At 43.7% G+C, this 21,194-nt stretch carries 13 protein-coding genes and 1 pseudogene; 6 read left to right on the forward strand and 8 right to left on the reverse strand.

Features of this window, described 5'->3' with window-relative positions; all coding sequences use genetic code 11:
* Window positions 1-14: 14 nt before the first annotated feature.
* Window positions 15-1,532 carry a serine/threonine protein kinase gene (locus tag F6K64_RS00530; protein WP_008181165.1) on the reverse strand — a complete coding sequence of 506 codons (1,518 nt, stop codon included), beginning with the start codon at window positions 1,530-1,532 and terminating at the stop codon, window positions 15-17.
* Window positions 1,533-2,566: 1,034 nt separating this feature from the next.
* Entirely contained in the window at window positions 2,567-2,842 is a 276-nt protein-coding gene (locus F6K64_RS00535; RefSeq protein WP_008181161.1) for a hypothetical protein, read from the reverse strand.
* 91 nt (window positions 2,843-2,933) lie between these two features.
* On the opposite strand from F6K64_RS00535, the pseudogene F6K64_RS00540 reads away from it, so the two are divergent.
* A pseudogene (locus tag F6K64_RS00540) lies at window positions 2,934-3,245 on the forward strand (hypothetical protein); the annotation flags it as partial.
* A 2,324-nt stretch (window positions 3,246-5,569) separates the two neighbouring features.
* Window positions 5,570-6,106, forward strand: a complete 537-nt coding sequence (locus F6K64_RS00545; RefSeq protein ID WP_008181158.1) for a hypothetical protein — start codon at window positions 5,570-5,572, stop codon at window positions 6,104-6,106.
* 176 nt (window positions 6,107-6,282) lie between these two features.
* On the opposite strand, the gene F6K64_RS00550 is transcribed toward F6K64_RS00545, so the two are convergent.
* From F6K64_RS00550 to F6K64_RS00565, 4 genes are all read right to left on the reverse strand, one after another.
* Entirely contained in the window at window positions 6,283-9,459 is a 3,177-nt protein-coding gene (locus F6K64_RS00550; protein ID WP_287264684.1) for a hybrid sensor histidine kinase/response regulator, read from the reverse strand.
* A 44-nt stretch (window positions 9,460-9,503) separates the two neighbouring features.
* On the reverse strand, window positions 9,504-12,929 hold the full coding sequence (locus tag F6K64_RS00555) for a GAF domain-containing protein (RefSeq protein ID WP_287264686.1): 3,426 nt from the start codon (window positions 12,927-12,929) through the stop codon (window positions 9,504-9,506).
* A 152-nt stretch (window positions 12,930-13,081) separates the two neighbouring features.
* Window positions 13,082-13,615: a chemotaxis protein CheW gene (locus tag F6K64_RS00560; RefSeq protein ID WP_008181153.1), complete on the reverse strand. Its 534-nt coding sequence runs from the start codon at window positions 13,613-13,615 to the stop codon at window positions 13,082-13,084.
* Between the two features lie 223 nt (window positions 13,616-13,838).
* Window positions 13,839-14,909 (reverse strand): response regulator, encoded by a 1,071-nt coding sequence (locus F6K64_RS00565; RefSeq protein WP_287251932.1) that lies wholly within the window; start codon window positions 14,907-14,909, stop codon window positions 13,839-13,841.
* Window positions 14,910-16,359: 1,450 nt separating this feature from the next.
* Between F6K64_RS00565 and F6K64_RS00570 the strand changes: the two genes are divergently transcribed.
* Both F6K64_RS00570 and F6K64_RS00575 read left to right on the forward strand, forming a co-directional pair.
* Complete coding sequence (locus F6K64_RS00570) at window positions 16,360-16,509, forward strand: hypothetical protein (protein ID WP_008181150.1); 150 nt, start codon at window positions 16,360-16,362, stop codon at window positions 16,507-16,509.
* A gap of 6 nt (window positions 16,510-16,515) precedes the next feature.
* Complete coding sequence (locus F6K64_RS00575) at window positions 16,516-16,815, forward strand: hypothetical protein (protein WP_008181148.1); 300 nt, start codon at window positions 16,516-16,518, stop codon at window positions 16,813-16,815.
* A gap of 404 nt (window positions 16,816-17,219) precedes the next feature.
* Here the strand turns inward: F6K64_RS00575 and F6K64_RS00580 are convergent, their stop codons facing one another.
* The gene (locus F6K64_RS00580) at window positions 17,220-17,363 is read right to left on the reverse strand and encodes a hypothetical protein (protein ID WP_154659709.1); all 144 of its coding nucleotides are present in this window, start codon (window positions 17,361-17,363) and stop codon (window positions 17,220-17,222) included.
* 176 nt (window positions 17,364-17,539) lie between these two features.
* On the opposite strand from F6K64_RS00580, the gene F6K64_RS00585 reads away from it, so the two are divergent.
* Window positions 17,540-17,827 (forward strand): 2Fe-2S iron-sulfur cluster-binding protein, encoded by a 288-nt coding sequence (locus tag F6K64_RS00585; RefSeq protein ID WP_008181143.1) that lies wholly within the window; start codon window positions 17,540-17,542, stop codon window positions 17,825-17,827.
* Window positions 17,828-17,969: 142 nt separating this feature from the next.
* On the opposite strand, the gene F6K64_RS00590 is transcribed toward F6K64_RS00585, so the two are convergent.
* The gene (locus tag F6K64_RS00590; RefSeq protein ID WP_143764197.1) at window positions 17,970-18,725 is read right to left on the reverse strand and encodes a hypothetical protein; all 756 of its coding nucleotides are present in this window, start codon (window positions 18,723-18,725) and stop codon (window positions 17,970-17,972) included.
* 647 nt (window positions 18,726-19,372) lie between these two features.
* On the opposite strand from F6K64_RS00590, the gene F6K64_RS00595 reads away from it, so the two are divergent.
* Window positions 19,373-21,007: a porin family protein gene (locus F6K64_RS00595; RefSeq protein ID WP_287264688.1), complete on the forward strand. Its 1,635-nt coding sequence runs from the start codon at window positions 19,373-19,375 to the stop codon at window positions 21,005-21,007.
* Window positions 21,008-21,194 lie beyond the last annotated feature (187 nt).

Genomic DNA, 21,194 nt, shown 5'->3' on the forward strand with positions numbered 1-21,194 from the left:
TCAACCTTAAACTTTCAACCTTCTGCATTTGGTGATGAATCACTAGATTTGATATCTAACCAAGCTCGGATTTCTTCAACTAACCAATTCAATTCAGCTTCTGGTAATTGTTCGCCAAAGATGTAGGTTTGGGATTTTTGACCAAAGGGTGATGGTCGTTCTACCTGAGTAGTGATCGCAATCCCCCGATGGTATCTACCTTGTGCATCCCTATAGGCAGTAATATAAACCTCTTTAATTTGTGAATTTTCTCCTCGATCCCATTTTTTGCGGCTCAAAGATGCCTTAGTAATTTCAAATTTTTTGTTATCAAAACAAATACGAACTGCCTCAGAAAAGTCTTTTTCTGAGTTTAATGATGTTATCCACATCACTAAAAAAATTGGGATAGCTAAAGGCAGTAATGATACTGGAATTGCTAACAAAATTACTAATATTTGAAGAATAAGGTGCTTAAATAAGTCAAGTAAAATTGCTACGACTACTCCCAACCCAACACCAACTAATATCCGGTGTTGCCTAGACTTTTCTAAGGTCTTGAACCGCTGTAGTGAGTAAGAAAATACCCCCTTTAGCACCCCTCTAGCTTGTTTTAGGGCATGTTTGAGGGGTTTGAACACTATCATTTCCCAGTGGGAGGGGATATCAATGATCAGTTGTTCTGCTGATTTATGGATACGGACAACAGTGTCTGGCAGACCAGTTGGGGAGGTGTTGTTTGATGGAACCACTGGGTTAGTGTATAGCGCTTCAGTAGCTTGTTTAGCATCACTGAAGCGACGCTCCACAGCTGGTTCTGTAATTTTCTCTAGCCAGGTCACTAAGCCAGGCTCAACAGTAGAACCGAGTAGTTGACGAAATTGAATCCGCAAATTTTCCTGAGGTAACTCAGCAGGTGCCACTCCAGTCAGCAGTTCAATCAAGGTGACCCCTAAGGCATACAAATCAGAAGCAGGCACAGCTTGACCCCCAAACTGTTCCATGGGAGTATAACCATAGGTTCCCACCACTGTAAATGTGGCACCCGCAGTAGTTGGTTGAGCCTGCACTGCTCCAAAATCGATTAAATATACCTGCTCATCCTCACCCCAAATTAGATTGCTGGGCTTGATATCTCGGTGTAAGACTGGGGGGTTGAGCTGATGTAAGTACTGAAGAATTTTTAAAATATCAGCTGCGATAGTATTTACCTGCTGCTGAGAGAATCTAAACCCTTGAGACTGTTGTTGTTTCAGGGATAGACCAGGGATATACTCCTGAACCAGTCCAAACCACAGGATACTCTCATCGAGGGAAAAATAATCCCGATACTTGGGAATCCGAGGATGATCCAGTTGTTTGAGAATTTGCGCTTCCCGCTCAAATAGTTTCAAATCGTCCCATTGTACGGGACCACCTAAAGCCAAAAGCTTGACTACGACTTGCGTGTCAGACTCGGAATCCAGTGCTAGCCAAGTCTGGCGCACTGGATTGTCATTCAGCTGCTGCTGGAGGTAATAGCGATTTTGGAGGAGTTTCCCAGATTCTAGCATAGTGTAGTAGGCGTTGAAGCCAGTTCTTTTACTATAGCTTTTGGTGAATACAACTTACTATAAAGAAAAAGCCTTGTGAATAAGAGCAAGCAACCATGTCCTGTAGCAGTTACAGAAGTATTGGGGCGGTTGCTAATATATTGTTTGTCAAAAAATTCTGATTCCCCTAAATCCCTCTGGCTGAATAACCCCCTTCCGTCCGCCTTAAAAAGGCAGAGCTGTTTCAAGGGGTGCTAGGAAGGAGATAAGATACAGGAAGCTCTTAGTTGTTAAAATTTGCTTTATACACAGTCTATATTAAATATAATAGTAAGTACGTTTTAGGTAATTTTATTGTTGAAATTTAAGTTTTGATGATAACGATATTAACAATTAAACTATGTAAAAATGAAATTATTGCTCCAGTAAATATTCCTAAATACCTATTGTAATGGATAAGATAAGATGAGCAAGAATAATTTTTACCAAGGCTGGCTATTCTCTTGAGAGGATATCTGAAAAGTTTTTTGATACTGAATTTTGCACCCCTAGCCCCCCAAATTGGGTGCATCTCATATTTGTAAAAAAGATCTCAAGTGTGGGGCCCGGGCGCGGGGCGGGGGCGCGGGGAGTGTGGGAATTTTCTCCCGAATTTTTGCCTAATTGCAAAACTGAGATGCACCCCCCAAGCGAGGGATTGCTCGCTTGGGGGGAACAAGAATCAATTTGCTGGTAAAAGTCCCCCGAGCGAGGGATTGCTCGCTCGGGGGACCCACGGGGGCTTTTATGTAGCAAATGATACTTCTCAGAGGTTGTCTGAGAAGGCACAACAAATTGAATTGGCTTTAAGAAAGCAAGTTTCGACTCTGGATGGTGTATTTATATAAACAAGGGGATAAGTATGAAATTATAATAATGACAGGAACAGAAATCCATCAACCACCCTCACGGTTATTCAGTTGTTAAGGCGCGAAACCTTGCCACTTGTCCCTGAGTATGATATTTTACTTAAATGCTTATCGATACTGATTTAAAGCCAGCAAATCGCACACCATTTACCGCAGCATAACTTCTGGCGGGTGTTGTAATTTGTTTTTACCTGGTATTCGGTGTCGCACCTCTAGCCTCAAGGCCATTAGACTTGGTTTCTTAGGAACCGATTCTTGTTGGGTTCCAGAAGACAAAGATACTGAAGAGAATGTGAAATTATTCTTATGATTACTCACTCGGTACCCAGTAACTGGCGACTCAAGCCAGGTTATCTGAGCTATAGTGGCTCTCAGTTTGAGTCCGTTCACATTCTTTTGGGACGGTTTTTGGCCGATCGCCATTCGTCTAATCCTCTATCGACTCGCTCTTTACTGTCCGAGAATCCCAGCTGTGAATGGGGCAAGGGGCAGCCATTCGAAAAAGTGATCGACTCTCATTCCCAGCCTTCATATTGTGGCAAATAGTGCTTTGTATTGGCTGATCCAGCTCCCTGATGCTGTTGAAATTTTGTGCTCGACGGCGGATGATGATGAGGTTTTGACAGAGTGTTCTGCGACTTGCATCAATTACAGAGATTTTGAAAGTAAAACCGTTCGGCGATCGTTTACCTGTCAGTTTCATCCCGAATTGCTGGCAGATCTGCGGGTGGTGGGCTTGCGGCAGCCCCCCTCCTATGAAGAGCTGAAGCAGGATGATGGGGTACGGCTATTTGCACGTTTGTTGTATGCCGGGATGCAGGAATAGCGATCTCAATTCTACAGGCAGACAGCTCGATCATCTATCTCGTATTAGATTGGTGTGTTAGCGGTAGCATAACGCGCCCTACAAGAGGCCAATCGAGCTGAAAAAGGGGTGGCTGTTCTAATTAGTAAAGTGTTAGGTTTTTTTTGATAGTGGCTAAAACGAACATGAACCAGGTAACGGTACCTGGTTCATGGCTATACTTATTCAACAAAATATCTAGCTAGGGTTTACAGAGTCTTACAGCCGACGCTCAACAAAAAAGTATATTCCTCCATTACTTACTTTCCTGAGTGGTTTGGCTTTTGATGTTTTAACAGTTTGGCTAGCCTAAGACGCTGAATAAAGATACTTCAGATCATGAGCACTAGCTAGTTAAAACATCGACCAATTAGGGCTAGACATGGTTTTAGTTGTCTTGAGTAGGTGGGAATTAAACTGAATTACTCCCATTCATGATTATTTAACGCCTACCCTACCCTACCTGTCTTGTTAATCTCTACGACTAAGTTTCTAGGGCTGTAAGTTTTTCAGGACAGGAGGCACAGTCCTGAATTGCGATTGGTTTGTGTGCCTATTTATGAATGTATCAACTTGGCCGAACTTTTGGTAGGCTCTGTTCAGAGAAATTTGCTTAACTTAAACTTTGTTTAAAAAGCCTATGAATTCGTAACATTGGACAAATCCTATAGGACTTACGCCCCAAACCAGGTTATTGATGGTAATTACACCGATTTCAGCCTTTGACTGATAAGAGAAACCGGGTTTTAAGGGTCTTGGTGTCTAAGTCCTTTATTAAATTGATTGGAGAATATTCCACCCTCAGTAACTCTTCCGGAATCGAATTTGATCATGGGTATAGGGGTAAATGGGTAAATTAGGGCATGGGATGATATAGATTTTCGTTTGATTCATATGTTCAGCATTTTGTTAGCTTGTATTAGTTGACCAACGCTCTAAGGGAAAATCTGTCCAAAATTGATTAAATTTTCTCATCACCTGTCCTAGGTAGTGCCAATGGTTAACTGGAAGTGGAAGGCACAGCAATTTGGCAAAATAAAAATGAGGGGTGACACCCCTCATTGAATCTGCTATATTGTGATTATTTGACATCTCCCCCGGTTAAAACACGGGGGATTCTACAAGGTTGTTACGAGGCGGGTTGAAACCGCGCCTCTCCACTTCTTGTTCGGTATAAACCGATGTGGGAGTGTCAAACTCCCCTACCCACCTTGGTCAGAATTTAATCTAACTGTGTGGCTACTTTTTGGCATCAATTGCCTAGCAATTTCACGTCATACCTCTTTTTTTTGACGGTTTCCATCATTTGGGTTTTTCACCATTTTTTTTAGAGGCTGTCGGAGTCAAGGTAAGACGTAATACTTGTTTATTACTATAATCTTAGCAGATTTCTGCCTCAATGACTTGACTAAATGAAAACCGAAAGACTAATGATTAGGATTACTAGCTTCGAGAAACGACAACTAAAACAAGAGGCCGAACGGCGCGGCTTGAAGTTACCGTAAGAGAGGGCACAGACGCGCGCCTTGAAGAGGGTAGCCAGGCGACCCACTCTTACGGTTTCGTCTCCGGAATGACTCAGTCTGAATTGATCTCAAGCTTAATAGCCAGACTACCCGAACCCAAGTTAACGGATACGGCGGGTTAAAACCCGTCGCGTCCGGAGACGAAACCGATAGATAGGGTCGCCTTTATGGGTGAACGCGCCCCGCGTGGCCTACGGCCAATCTCTCTTGCATAAAAGGGTTAAATTTTTTGTAATAAGGCGACCCTATCCTTACGGTAACTTCTAACCGTTTCATCCTCCCTTTAAAAAAGGGAGGCTCTCACGTTCCCGGATTTTTTGGTAGATGCACCCTGATGATCAAGAGAGCTTGAAGACGGCTCTCTTATTTTTTTTTGGGGAAAGGGATCGATGCAGGATATCTCAAAAGCTGTGTGTACTCATTCAAAAACAACGCCAAACAAAAAACGCAAAATAAACAACGCAAAATAAACAACGCAAAACTAGCGAATGCGATCGCATACTCTGTATATATAGCAGTCGCCAGGGTAATTAGGACATGACAAAAGTCTCAAACTACAGTTTGGCTTGAGTTTAACTTCTGACTTCTGACTTCTGACTTCTGACTTCTGCTATATCTGTATATCTAATCAGGTATGAGAGGATGGGGGGTGAGTTTTCTGATTCCTCCACCCCTGCTCTAGGTGAAATTTATCCTCTTGCGTAAAAAGGAAAGACTTGGGTGATAACTATATAGGTGCATCCCAGATTGACTTGAGCAAGTTGTGATGAGGAAATAAACATGAAAAAAGCACTATTAATCGGAGCTTTATTGGCCCAGACTACAATATTTGGTGCGAGTAAAGCCCTGGCTCAGGTTCCTGATTGGGTGATGGATGGAGCAGGATGTGTTCCCATTGATTCTGCTATACAACAAGACCTTTATCTGATCACGGCGGGACGGATTAAGTTCAAACCAGGAAAAACCGGTTCAATTACTGTCATTTGTCCAGTGTCTGTTAATGTTAAAAGTGCCAACAACATTAGTGTTTCCTACCGTGATTCGACGGGAAGAAGTACGAATGCTCGTGTCACAGCAGCACTACGACGCATTAGAAAGCGTGATGGTGCTGTTAATACTGTCTCTGGATTAGTTTTTAATTCGGATACCAGAAGCGAAACTGCTTATACCTTCCAGGGAAGTTCAACCAGTAGTGAATCAGGTCATACCTTTGACCATTTCAATTACTACTACTATGTGCAGACTTCCCTGGTTCGGAGAAGCTCAAGCAATATCGTCGAGTTTGGTGGAGTTGAGCTAGGAAGAGTTATTTTTTAAGTCTGATCTCAATAGCACCCTCGTTAACGCTGAAACTTTGACTAAATAAGCGATGGAGTCGAGTCCGGTTAATCACTTCGTCTTTAGGTAAATCGTTAATTATTAATCGTTAATTATTAATTGACGAACAACTAAAAATGATAAGTAGTCAACCGGACATGATCTGACCAGCAATATTAAATCAATACGTCTTCTACAATCATTTCATTTAAAGTTTTCAATAAATCCCGCTCATTGTAAGGCTTAGAAAAATATGCAGATGCGCCTAAAGTCATGGCTAGTTTCCGATGTTTAGAACCACTCCGGGAGGTGAGCATAATAATGGGTAAGGTCTTTAAGCTCGGCTCTTCTTTGACCCGAGTTAAAAAGCCGTAGCCATCCAGCCGGGGCATTTCGATGTCACAAATAATGGCTTTCACCTCTAATCCCCGAAGCAGTTTTTCTATCCCATCCTGACCATCTTTGGCATGTTCTACAATATACCCAGCTTTTTCTAACCCCAATGCCAACATCCGGCGCACGTTAATCGAGTCGTCAATAATTAAGATAGTGTCTTTGGTACTTGGTTGTATCCCGAGGGAGGGAGGTTGTTGCTCCACAAATCCCTTTGAGGTGGAGCAATGTTGTGGGGATAAACTCTCTAGGTTACTGGTGCGCTGACAACTGATTATCCAGCGTACCATGGCATTGGCGTCTACCAGGGGAACCACTCGACCGTTGCCGAGAATGGTACAGCCGCTAAATCCATCAGGTAACCCTAGGGTTCCTTCTACTTGACGCACGGTAACTTCTCGCTCTCCCCAGGAGCGGTCTACACACAGGCCGATTAATTGCTCGGCTTGATTGATAATTAGAATAGTAGGTTCGTTAATGCTCGGGGTTTCTTCTAGGGTGGTGACCCGACGGCGACAGTAAAATTTCAGCCACTTTTTCAGGCGAATCAGGGACACCATTTTCCCTTGCCAGTTTATGACTTCGTTGCCTAGGGTGGTTAAGATTTGCTGGGATTTCAGCATCAGCATCTCTTGAATCACGTCGATGGGAAATGCCAAGAGCATACCGTTACTTTCCACTAAAAGGATGCGTGCTACCGATAGGGTAAAGGGGACGGTGAGGGTAAAGGTCGTTCCCCAACCGGGTTGGGTATCGACTCGGATATCCCCCCGGATTTGCTTGAGGTTGTTGCGCACTACATCCATCCCCACACCACGACCAGATAGGTCGGTGACTTGATCAGCGGTACTAAATCCGGGTTCAAAAATCAGGGACAGCAATTCCTGGTCACTGGCGCTGGCGAGCAGCTCCTGGTCTAATCCCATTTCCTCTGCTCTGGCTCGGATTTTGCTTAAATTAATGCCTTTGCCATCATCACGGAGGGTAAGCTGGGTCTGATTCCCTCTGTGGGTGGCTTTGATTTCAATAGTTCCCTTTGGCGGTTTCCCCATAGCCTGACGGGTGCTAGGGTCTTCAATGCCGTGGTCGAAGGCATTGCGCAATAAATGCATTAGGGGGTCACTCAGGGTTTCCAGGATGGTGCGGTCAATCAGGGTACCTTTCCCCATTACCTTCAGTTCTACTTGTTTGCCATGCTCGACACACAAGTCCCGCAAAGCTCGGGAAAATCGTCCCACTAAATCAGATAAGGGACGCATCCGAACCTGAGTAAGATTGGTTTGCAGCTGCTTGGCGGTTTTGTTTAATTCATGGGCAATGCTATCAGTATCGTCTAGGGTCAATTCCAAGTCGCTGGTAACTTCTTCAATTTGAACAATGGTTTCCATCACCTCCCTTGATAGCAGGTGCAAGTCGCTGTAGGAATCCATCTCTAAGGCATCAAACCCTTGAACAGTAATAGCTAGGGAAGCAGGGGAAGCAGGGGAAGTGTCAGAAGCGGCGGGAGAAGATACAGAAGATGGCAGGAAAAGTCCCTCAGATTTGCTGGTTTCCCCATCCCCCTGTCTTGCTGCCATTCCTCTTGGGGTGGCAATCTGGTCATAAGATGTGCGCAGCTTGTGATTGGAAGCTTCGAGAATATTGACCCGGCGGCTGAGGTTGTCTACTAGGGTGCGCAGTCGTCCCAGTTGCAGCGAAAGACCATTGCGCTCGATAGTCAGTTCTCCAAACAAGTCATTTAGTCGATCCAACTGTCGCACAGGAATGCGCACAGTATTTTCCTGGTGTGGGTCTTTTGAGGAGTCTTCCTGATTGTTCTCCCTCAGGAAGATGGGTTCAGGGGAAGGGGGGGAAGACAAGGGAGGGGGAGAAGACAAGGCAGAGGGGGAAGAGAAGGCAGAGGGGGAAGAGATGTTGAGATTGCTATCCACCCATTGAAATACCTTTACTTCCCCTTGGTCTGGCTGGTCTGGCTGGTCTGGCTGGTCTGGCTGGTCTGGCTGGTCTTCTTGGTCTTCTTGGTCTGGCTGGTCTGGCTGGTCTGGCTGGTCTGGCTGGTCTTCTTGGTCTGGCTGGTCTGCCTCATCCCCTTGTCCGACTAGTTCTGGCTGATCGGTTTCCAATTCCCCAACTAATATAGCTTCCTCTGCCACCCCTGGGTCTGTAACTCCTCCTTCATTCTCCTGAAACTCCCTAGGTTCCAGGCGGCGGGGTAAATGAGTCAGTTGACCTACCAGTACCAAAGCCTGGGATTGCCGCCACACCATTAGAGCTTGTTGGGCGATCGCTTCCACTTGGTGTGGGGCAGCTTCTAGCTGGTGATTGATGTCTTCGCACAACTGGCTAAAAGCCTCAAGCTGCAGCATTTCGCCTAACCCGCCTAATTCTTGAGCCATGATGGACACTTCTTCAAGCAAGCAGGGTCTTTCGGGGTCTGCTAACACCCCTTCTAGGCGAGCTAGACACCCTTCCACTTCTGTTTCAAACAGCATGGCAGTCACATTAGTGCCATCCTCTGCTCCTAGCATAGTCGTAGCATCATCTGCGACCGGGTCCCCTAGAATCTCGTGCAGTTGATCAAATACTGGGTTAGCTATGGTTTCTAGCCACTGGCAGTCTACCCGATTGCCCTGGCGGTTGATATCAAGTACCTGGCGCAGACAGTCTACCCCCTGTAGGAGTAGAGTTTCGAGTTGGTTTTCGATTGCGATCGCATTTTTCTTAGCCTTGAGAACTTTAAATGAATCCTCTAAACGGTGAGCTAGGTGACTCAAGGTGCCATATCCCATCATCCCAGCTCCCCCTTTGACAGAATGAACCGCTCGCAGAATCCCATCCATTTTCTGACTATCAATGGGAGCGCTGGCTAAACCCAGCAGCACCGATTCAATGGTATCTAAGTATTCCTTTGCCTCTTCGAGAAACTGTAGCTGAATTTCCAGTTCTTTGTCCTGTGACATGTGTAGTGGTTAGTGGTTAGTGGTTAGTGGTTAGTGGTTAGTGGTTAGTGGTCATAATTCTGATCAACTTTAAACTTGCCAACCGATGTTTGTAATTCTTCAGCAATACTGACAGTGTCTTGGAGGGAGTGGGAGATATGTTCTGTTGACTGGTAGGTGCGTTCTGAGATTTGGGCAATGTCTTTCATTACGTTTGTCACAGCGCTTGAGGTTTCCGCTTGGGAAACGGTAGCTTGGAATATGGATTGAATGAATTGGTCGATTTGGGTGGAGACGTTGAGGATTTGACGAAAACTGTCTTTGGCTTCTTGAACTAGATAGGTGCCTTCGACCACTTGGGTAGTCCCCAGTTCCATGGCTTCCACCACTTCGGAGGTGCCTTGTTGGATGTTGTCTACAATTTGTTCAATTTCTTTGGTGGCCGTGGCAGCGCGAGCAGCGAGTTCCCCAACTTCTTCGGCAACCACTGCAAATCCTTGCCCGTCTTCCCCAGCCCGGGCGGCTTCTATGCCAGCGTTGATCGACAATAGGTTGGTTTGCAGGGCAATTTGGTTAATAAATGCCACCACTTGGGAAATTTGCTGGGAGGATTCCCCGAGGCGCTTGACTTTTTTGGCAGTTTCTGCTATAGTATCTCTCAAGATTAGGATACTGGCAACAGAGCGCTCAATAGCGTGGGTGCCGCTTTGGGCGGTGTTGGCAGCGGTATGGGCGACAGCAGCGGCTTGGCGGGCATTAAAGGCTACCTCTTGAATAGAACTAGTCATTTGAGCCACAGAATCTAGGGTGTGGGTGATTTCCTGGGTTTGTTGGAGTGCGGCTTCAGACAGTTGATGAATAGCTCCGGCATTTTCCCCAACGGACTGGTGTACCTCAGTCGCAGCAGTTTTGACTTGGGTAACAATCCTTCTTAGACTTTCGATTACGGCATTGAAGAAATCAGCCACAGTGCCAATTTCTCCACTGAGGATCTCAGCCCTTACCGTGAGGTCACCTTGGGCAGCTCCTTCCACTTTATTAACCAGTTCTAACAGTTGCAACTGTAGGGCTTCCCGTTGTTGCTGTTGTTCCTGGGAAACTACTTCCGCAGCAATGCGGGCTTGTTTGAGCTGGTCCACTAGCTTGGCTTGCTCAAGGGCAAAGCCCAATTGAATCGCCATCTGCCTGAAAAAGTTGATGTCTGATTCTTGCCAATGCCGGGTACCGGAACACTGATGGGCGACCAACAGTCCCAGTAATTTGTCCTCCCCTAAGATGGGGGCGACTAGGTTAGCTTTGACTTTAAACGGTTCAAGTTGACCCAAGTAACACTCACTCAAGTCTGCCTGGTAAATGTTATCCAAGGCACTAACTCTACCCTGCTGATACTTTTCCACATATTGATGGGCAAAGCAGGGGTCAGCAATTTCTGCTCCTAGGGATTTGGGCCAGCCATGACCCACGGATTCGGCGACAATGGTTCCTTGCCAATTTTCGTCAAACAGATAGACTAGGACTCGGTCGGTTTTCAGAGCTTCTCGGATGCCACTGATGGCTGACTGGTAGATTTCCTCGACTGTGAAGGATTTCCGGATACGGGAGGTAATCTCAATGACTTGCCCAGCTCGGTCGGCTTCGGCGGTCTTCACTGTGGCGAGACTGGCACTGCTTAAGGCTAGTCCTAAGTGGGTGGCTAATTCCTGTATAAAGTCAATCTCATCGGTGCGCCATACCCGAGTCCTAGAACACTGATGGGCTACCAATAAGCCAATTAGATTATCCACCCCCACAATCGGGACGACCAGGTTTGCCTTGACTTGCAGTCGGTTCAACAACTGCATATGGCCCGAGGAATATTTCTCTGCTTGGACATCACTGGTGGGCACAACCCGTCCCTTGCGGTAGGCTTCCAGCAATTTTCTGGGAATACAAGCATCAGTGATTTCCTGGGCGATCGCTTTTGGCCAATGGGAGTCTACCGCTTCAGCCACAATGGTTCCCCGATAGCCTGGGTCAAAATAATAGATCACCACCCGGTCGGCAGCTAACTTTTCCTTAGCAGCATTCACCACTAAATCAAAGGCATGGGCTTTCTCATCAGGTTTGGCAGCATGGGTGACAACATCAGCAAATAACCGAGCCTTGTCTAGGGAAGCTTGTTGGTTAGCAACTAGGGTCTGTAGCTGAGATGCCATGCGGTTGATATTTGACCCAAGTACCCCCAGCTCATCGGTTCCCAGCAGCTCCAAACGGGTATCCAGTTCCCCTTCGCCAAGGGCTTTCACTGCCTTGGTAGCTGCTAGCAGGGGACTGGTCAACCGGTTAGCGAGATAGACAGCTACTGCAGCAACTAATAAGGTGGTCAGGGAGGTTCCCAGGGTCAGGGTGAGGAGTAATTGCCGCTGGGGCAGAAATGCGATCGCATCTGGGGTGGCCATCACTGCGACCCAGGGCAGGTCTGGTAAATCGTTGATTTTACTTAAATCGTTGTTTTTACTAAAGGGGGTATACGCTAGCAGATCCTGATGCTTTTTGACCTGATCAGATGTGACTAGAGTATTTGGTTTATCAGCAGTTAGCAGTTCCTTGGCGTCAGGGAATACCTTGGTTAGGGGCTGATTAACGATATTGCTTTGGTTGGAGAGAAAAATTTTACCGTTGCTGGTGTTGATTAAGTAAAGTTCTTCGCGTCCGCGGCCCATCAGGTTGATCGAATCTTGAAGGTATTGGATGGGCATCCGGGATTGGATAACTGCGACCAGCTTTTTTGTATTTTGGTCAAGTACCGGTGCAGCTAAGTAAAGGGATAACTGACCAGACGCATCCGAGTGTATCGGTTGACTAATCGCCGGTTGTTTGGTCTTGATCACCTGCTCAAAATAAGACCGGGAGCTGGGATTATCTACAGGAGTCTGATTAGATTTGGCAATGACTTTGCCGGTTAAGTCGAAAACAGCTATACTGTCGTAGACCTGGTAAATGTCTTGGTAGCGGTTTAATAATAAGGCTTGTCTTTCCGAAAGGGAGCTGGTCTGCTGTTGACTGGAATTAGTAAAAACTGGGAGCGTAGCTAGAAATCGAATATCCGCATAGCGTTCTTGTATGAAGCCGTTGAGTTTGTCTTCTAGGCTAACTACCCTAGCAATGTTGTTTTGGGAAATTTCTTCGGTAATAGATTGGTTGGCTAAGTTATAGGCAATAGAGCCAATCAGTAGTACAGGAATAGTGCCTAGGGTGATTAATAATGATGTTACTTTAGTTTTTAAGCTGAGTTTAAGACCCCCAGAGCTTTTGGAAGTGCTAGGTGGTTCAGTGGAGCCTATAAGCTCAACCCCATCCTGATTGGAGTTTTGGGTTACTTCTGTCCTAGTCACATTTATAACTGAGTCCAATTCGGCATGGTGACGATACCTGTCTTGGGTTACCCCCTGACTAGTTAAATCCTTATTAATTTCATTATTATATATTGATTTATCAAACTGTTTCACCATAAAAAAGCACCATTACCTGGCTACTAACTTAGTTTTTATAAAAGCATTGATATATCTATTATATTTTAAAAAAATGGTCTATTTTCGGATAGTATTAAATTAACAATCAACAATTAACAGCTCCCATTGAGCTTAAGTCAATTCCCGTTAAATTAGGTGTTGTGTAAAAGAGATGAAGCCATAATTGCCAAACCATCTAGTACTAACAAAATTTCTTGCTCTTGCAAAGCGCATCCTCGTAAGTAGGGAACCAAACCCGATGACACTTGTCCCAGTGGAGATTGAATACAATCGGGTGTTAGTCGCAACACCCCTTCAATGCTTTGGACGGCAACCCCTAAAGACGCTGACTGATTACGGAGCGTCACTATGTTGTACTGTTGAACATTGGTTTCTACCGTCGGTAAACCTAGCATTTGAGCTAGATCAATGACCCACAACACACGAGAACGCCGATTCATCAACCCCTGTACGTAGAAGGGCATATTTGGCATGGGGGTCAGACGCTCTTGGGGCAAGACTAGAACTTCCTGGGCTTGATGCATAGATATAACCGCAGGGGTTTGTTCATTTAACAAAAATTTAAGATAAGCATCCCCGATATTATTGTGTTCTTCAGATGGTTTGGTTATACTAGCTAACTGAGACCAGGTCTGGGGGGTATGGGCTAGGGCTGAGGTATTCATTAATTCACAAGTTAACCTATGTGAGGAGACCAATAATTGGTGAGTTTATAATTGGTGAGTTTGTCAAAGTATTGGTTAGGTCAACTATAACCAATAAAATAATCTATAGTAATAACCTATAGAGGGATATGTATTTATAAAACCACCCTAAATGTCTTAATAAATCAACACCGAATTCAGCTTTTTATCCTTCATAGATATAAAGTAGATAGTTACCCAATGATTATTTGAGATGTTTAAACACTATCTTGAGGAGATCGGATTGGTTAAACGGTTTAGTCAAGTAACCAGATGCTCCAACAAGTTTAGCCTTAGCTCGGTCTAGGAAACCAGTATTCCCTGTTACCATAATAATTGGGGTATGTTTAAAAAGTGAATGCTTTCGTAACAGAGAACATAGCTCATAACCATCTAAGTTTGGCATGGCAACATCGAGCAAAATTAGGTCAGGCTTAATGCGGATAACTTGCATTAATGCCCTAACTGGGTCATTAATCATGACAACAGAGAAACTTTTATCTTCTAAGAAGGAGTTGATGGCATTTAAAACACTTGTACTATCATCAATGCAAGCAATCTTGTAAGTTTTACTGGTAGACGTTGGTTGTTGATTAACCGAGGTATGATGCTGAAATCTCTGCTCTAATGGAGCCGAGTTATTTAGAGAGGATTCGTGAATTGAGTTCAATGGTGTAGAATTTCCGATTGGGACTACAGAATTAGAGCTATAGGGATTATTCACTGGCTTTGAGTTAGAAGAGTGCTGATGTTGTAACTGTTCGTAACAGTGTTCAACAATTGTGCGAAGGTCAAGCCTACAAAATTTAGGCAAATCCTCAGATGGATTAGTTTCCAGTAATTGGTAAGTTCCTTCTTTCTCTGACAGCAGAGAACCGATTACGTCTTCAGCCAATTCTTCGATCAGACTTGCTGCCTGAACGGAATTCAGATAATGTTGATTGACCAACCAACAAATTGCTTGGTAATCTGAAGGATAATTTGAATGACTGTTTAAGTTGGCTTCAAAGATCAGGCGAACCTGAACCCGAACCGCACTAACAAGGGTAGGAATTCTACGACTTAGACGAGATAAGTAATGGTCTAGGCGATCAAAGGGGTTGATCGAGTTTGAGCCATAAATTAATTGACCATTTTCTAGATAGATTGACCAAGAAACTGAACCACTAGATACTTGTAAACATCCATTGGCATGGCGACTAGATAATTGAGCCAATAAGGAAAGGGGGTTTAGTTTTTTATCATGCCTGTAGCTATTGATGTAGGTGGAGTTCATTTTTCTCTAATCCGCTGTAAATCAATTGATGAAAAAAATCAATACTAATGATTGATTTGCTTGGGTTAATAGTTAGCTACATCCTAGCTAGAGTAGATTCCGGAAAGTTTTCTTGAAGTTAAATTATTTTTTTAACTAAAAATCGATTTTCTACACAAATAACAGCCATACCCAAACTAAAACTGTACAATAGGTCATGTGATGTGACTAGTAAAAATTACCTAATTAACTTAGGTAGTAGCTGCTTACCTGAATTCTATATCTCAGAAATGAATGGGAGCTGAGATTCAAAAATTAAACGGTTTTAAGTTTTTCCAAAAAAATTGAGGGGTGAATCGTCATTTGCATTGCACCATGACATCCAAGAGTGAAGGGTAACTATAGTAAACTTGGATACACCCTGTAGGGACAGAAAAACTTTCCCAACACTAGATTAACCAAAAATTCACTCGTTGTCCATTATCATAACAAGGTTGTCTATCATCTGTGTAAAGCTTATATAAATAGTTTTTTCAATGGATGAAGTTAGTGTAATTAATCAGTGACTATTTACTGGCTGGCAGAAAATATTACCTAACAAGGGGTCAGGGGAAAAGTCTCGGAATTTATCGTGATAGTCAGAAGTACTGCTCTAATCAATCAGGAGCTTAGCTAAAATCACTTTAAGATTTGGCTAATGACATTAACGACAAGTTAGTTAATATAACCAAAATTGCACTTGTCAATAGCATTATTTTCAAGTTATAGTTGGTGGAGCTCGAATCAGCTGTTACACACTTAACTTGCACACTGAAGTAGGACTAGCCTACGGCAAGTCGAAGAAAGCGTCTACATTTATATAGCCCCTATATAACCCTATTATGCACGAGTTTGGGGGGCTAGTGCAAGATATGAGGTATATTAGTATACTAATATAGTAATTACTTTGTGTGATTGCCAGCAAAGAAGTGCTTTCCATCAGCAGGGTGATTTGGTCAAGACGTTTCCCGCTCTACAGGGAGACGCAAAAAAAATAGTTAGGTTAAATAAGACGTTACTGCCGCAGTCTATCCTGGGAGTAATTGTCCCCCATTATAGGAATAACTTTAGGAATAAACTGATCTCGATGCTAGCTATCGTTAACAATTAACAATCAAGGCTAGGAATGCTGCGGAAGCAGTTCCTACCCCATATCTTGTCGTTTTATCAATTGGTTAGACAAGTATGGGAAGCTATTCATCCCTTACAAAGCCAGTTTAGGTTACATTTGAGCTGAATTTTTTCTCAAGTCCCATTAAATCGGGCTATAGCTATAAACTCAATTCCAAAGGGTGCATCTCATATTTGTAAAAAAGATCTCAATTGTGGGGCGGGGGCGCGGGGCGGGGGCGCGGGAATTTTCTCCCGAATTTTTGCATAATTGCAAAACTGAGATGCACCCATTCCAAACGTATTTTGCTGATCAAATATCATGACTCATTTTGGCATAATTTGTCCTGCTGCTTCTGGTCATCTTAACCCTATCACTACTTTAGGTTACGAACTGAAACAGCGTGGTCATCGCGTCACCGTATTAGGAATTGAAGACCCTCAACCAAAAGTTCTAGCCAGAGGATTATAATTTCAGGTGATTGGCAAGTCTGATTTTCCCAAAGGAACAACAAAAGACGTATTTACTCAACTAGGTAATCTGAGTGGAATTAAGGCATTACATTATACAATGAATTGGTTTTTAAATGTAGCCAAAATGTCTCTTAGGGATACCCCAGAAGTAATTAAAACAGCAGGTATAGAGGTATTGTTAGTCGATCAAGCTTCTCCAGAAGGAGGAACTATCGCTGACTATCTAAACATTCCTTTTGTTAGTGTATCCACTGCCTTAATGCTGAATCGGGAAATAAGTGTTCCTCCCTTTACCACATCCTGAAATTATGACCCTTCATGGCGGGAACTTCTACGGAACAGACTAGGTTATGCACTGGTTTCTTTTCTGGGTAAATCTCTGGGAAAAGTTATTCATGATCATCGTAAACAGTGGAATTTATCTCCCTATAATAAGGTGAATCAACACTATTATCAATTGGCTCAACTTAGTCAACAGCCTGCTGAATTTGAATTTCCCAGAAAAGAACTACCGTCTTGTTTTAATTTTACATGTCCGTATCATTATTCAAATTAAGTTAGTCTAGAATCAATTCCCTTTACTTCTGAAAAATTAACTTGATAACCGTTAATTTATGCTTCTATGGTAAATCTAAAAACTCGGCTTTTTGGGTTTTTAAAATGATTGCATAAGCTTGTATGGGATTAGATGTTCAATTAGTAATCACTTTAGGTTGGGGAGTTAATCCAGAATATTTGCCAGAATTTCCAGGCAATCCCATAGTTGTTGGCTATGCACCTTGCGTTGCTTAATAATGGAATGATTTTAAGAGTTTTTAGGTGCGCTTGACCTTGGCGAATTAAATTCGCCACGGGTCGCACCTGTGGAATGGGCATCTTGGTGGAACTGGCATCTTGCCAGTTTCAATATATTTTCCGGCGGGCAGGATGCCCACTCTACTCCTATTCATTCGAAGATTCAGCAACGCCCAAACTTGTGCCAGCTCCTGCTCCAGTAATGTTATAAATGAAAGACCCAAATTGTTGCTATGGTGAGTATTCACGTTGAAGACGATCAAAAAACCCTTGAGGTCGAACCTAACCAAAACCTAGCTGACATCTGCGATGAGCATCCCATTTCCCTTCTTTTTGGTTGTCGGGAAGCATCCTGTGGAACCTGTCTAATGGAGGTAGTCAGGGGCATTGAAAACCTGACACCTATCACAGCTGATGAGCAGGATTTGCTTGATGTGTTAGCTCCAGACAATCCTCACGCACGTCTAGCTTGCCAGTGTGTTGTGATGGGCGATATTAGTATCAGTACTCTCAAGGGGTGAGGGGATGAACAGATGAGGGGATAAACAGGTGAGGAAAATTCCCTTTCCACACTATCTTTTGTCCAAGCACAAGAACGGAGGGATGGAGTGATCACCCCATCACTCCATCACTCCATCACTCCATCACTCCTTAAACCAGATATCATTGTAAAAACTCAGGAGTTGAAAGGGGAGCATCGATTCGACGTTGACTAGGCTTGTCAAGCTTATAAATAATCGGTGGTTCTGGTAGCAGCAGATACCGCTTGCCCCAGCCATCATTAATATCCTCAGGTCTAGGTTCAGGTGGTTTGGTCTGACCGGTGGGTAAGGCAACGGACAGAATTTGACGTGCCTGGACATACCGTTGACCATCCGATGTATTGTTGATCAGGCTGCTTGCTAGGGTTATTCGCTGCTTCTTTAAGTCCTCTTCTAGTTCCCAGAGGGACTCTTTGGGGGCGAGGGTGGCTACAAAGGTTACTTCCTCTGCTGGTTTTAGTGATAACCCAAGTTTGGACTGATCCATTTGCCAGACTTCTTGAAACTGACCGTCTGGTGCAATTTGCCATAGTTTCAAGTCGGTCTGCCATCTTCCCTTCTTTACATCGACATTTTGATAAGCCAGAATTGAATAGATAAAATTTGCGTCTCTGTTGAAAGAGAGCTGTTGATTAGGGTGCAAATAGCGAATCGCTGCTACCGTGATGGGAATTTCCTCGGGAAGATTCGTGGTTCCTGCTACGGTGTAGATCCCCGGACGGTCTGATTTGGTCACCCTAAGCTGAAAAATTGCTTTGGAAGATTGACCGAGTAATCGATTAGTTAATTGCCGTCCTGGTAATGGAAGCTGGGTGCATCCATTACTTAAAAGTAAGAGTATAAAGATGCTAAATACCCCTTTTAACAAATGGGTCATATTTTGTTTGACTATTTTTTTTGTACAAATAAAAATAAAGGTTTTGTGCATAGTCGATAGTTGCATAAAATTGTGATTAAATTAAAGTTTAACAAATCAAAATTTATTTTGGTAATTTTTGGGGATGATTAATGTTAATGCTTGGCCTGGTTAATTTTTATTCATTTATATTTTTTTGTTAGGGTTTTAGCCAGCTATTTATATTATTTATATGATGAATATTTTCATTGATTTAAATATCCCCTAAAAATCATATTTTTTTTTGTTGTATGAATTTGAAAGTGACATTAAGTATAGTAGCATTGGTATTCAATAACATTCAGAAGTTACCAAACCTTATGATATCGGATTAAACCTAAGACTTTGAAAAAACTAATCAAGCTTACTTAATTATATGATATAATTAGCCCCAATTTTAAAAAAAACGGAGCAGCTTTTCTCGGCTGGTAAAACATTTACGGCGGTTTGCATAACTATCAGGTACACAGGATTGTTTTCTCTCTTCCCTCTTCCCTCTTTCCTGCTCCCAGCTCCCAGCTCCGAAGCTCCCTAAAAACCCAGAACTTTGTACCTAACTGAATTGCAAACCGCTGTATTGGCCATAAATGTTAACTAAGCACAATTATATTTCATTGATTGTGGTGCTCATGAGAGACATAAATCAAATCCCTATTGCTATTGATACTAATAATCAACCAAGCATGAGCGCCTCAAAGCGTTCCGTTGAGCTAAGTTACTTATTATCCATTGGCTCGACTTCCCCCTTAGCCAAATGGGGTTTTATAGCCCCGATCACCCTATCACTCTTGTTAGGTGTTGCTAGTCTGAAAACAGAACCAGCCCATGCTTATTTTTCGGGGCTATGTCCTAGTCTTCCGGATCAAATTGTTTCGGAAAAACCTCTTAGCCCTAAGAGCGAAACGTCGAAACCATCACAGCATAACGTCTGGAGCAATACAGACCAAGACCGGCTGGACAGGTTCAACTCTAGCAATTTGTCGGAAAAGGCCCAGGAGGACTGGTCTGTTAAGGATTCATGCACGAGGATGATGGCTAGGTTTCAAGCAAACCCGAACAGCCAATACTACTCGGTTAGCAGCCGACAAGCATTTGGTTGTGGCTACACAAACGAAAGCTGCCTGAGGTACTTTGATAAGACTGTAGGTTTATCCAAGCAATATGAGCCTAAGAGCTTCTACCCCAGTGAAGATGATTGGGTATCGATTGAGCCTAAGAAGCTGGCACAAACCAACTTTGAGGAAGCACCAGAGCGTCCATTAATTCCAGAAATTGACCCTAAGGATGATAACCCGTTAGCTCCGACCCTAAACGTACAAGGTGCCTTTCTGAATCAGGTAGACACATCAGCAAGACTACGGCTGCAAGGAACTTATCCCCTTTCTCCCCATGCTTTGTTTGGTGCCACAGTTGACCTCACCACTGGGGATGGCTTTTCCGACACCGAGGAAACGGGATTAAGTCTCAATGAACTTTACTTTACCACTTCTGTGCCTAGCTATTCTAATCTGCGCTTTGTGGTTGGTCTAATGGATTTGACATCTTATTTTGACCGCAATAGCTTTGCTAAAGATAGCACGACCCATTTCTTTAACCCGGTGTTTCAGACGAATCCTGCTCTGGCAGCAGCAGGTATAGCGTCCCGTCCGGGGGTGCTGCTCAACTGGAATTTAACCGACAACCTGGAAGTAAGAGCTGCGGGCTTTTCTTCAGACCGAGACCTGGATGATTTTGCCTTTGATGGGTTTTCTTCAGAGCTAGCTTTCCGGGTAGGTACAGCAATCATTCGGGGGACTTACCTATCGGCTCGGGATGCTCAGAAAGATGGATTCCAGGAAATTTTTTCTTTGAACCGAGGGGATAACGAGTTTGGTCCGAAGTCCTCTGACCGCGAAGAAGCTTACGGGATTAATGGAGAACTATATATTCCTGCTCTCAAGATGGGACTGTTTGGGCGCTATGGTTGGTACGAAAATCTTGATTTAGATGAAAGCGGGGATACCTACAGTGTGGGTCTGAACCTCTTAGATTTGTTTATGGATGATGACCGACTAGGGCTTGGCTATGGTCGGCAATTGTCTAATGATGACTTGCGCCGGGACGAAGGTAATAAAGTACCAGATGTTTGGGAATTGTTCTATGACGTGCGTGTTTCACCTAATGTGCGTGCAGGTGTGACTTTGCAAGGACGAGATCAGTTTTCAGATACAATTCTTGGTGTTCGAGTCAGGGCTGATTTTGATGTGAGTGATCTCTGGGATTGAGTGCTGAGTGCGTGAGTGCGTCAGTGCGTCAGTGCGTCAGTGCTGAGTGCGTCAGTGCTGAGTAATGGGTTTTTAAAGCTACTCGCTCATAGAATTACTCAGATAGATAGAACATAGACACTGATTCATCCTTGATAGTTCATCCTTGATAGTTCATCCTTGATAGTTTATCCTTCATCCTTGATAG

The organism is Moorena sp. SIO3A2, assembly GCF_010672265.1.
GTDB lineage: Bacteria > Cyanobacteriota > Cyanobacteriia > Cyanobacteriales > Coleofasciculaceae > Moorena > Moorena producens.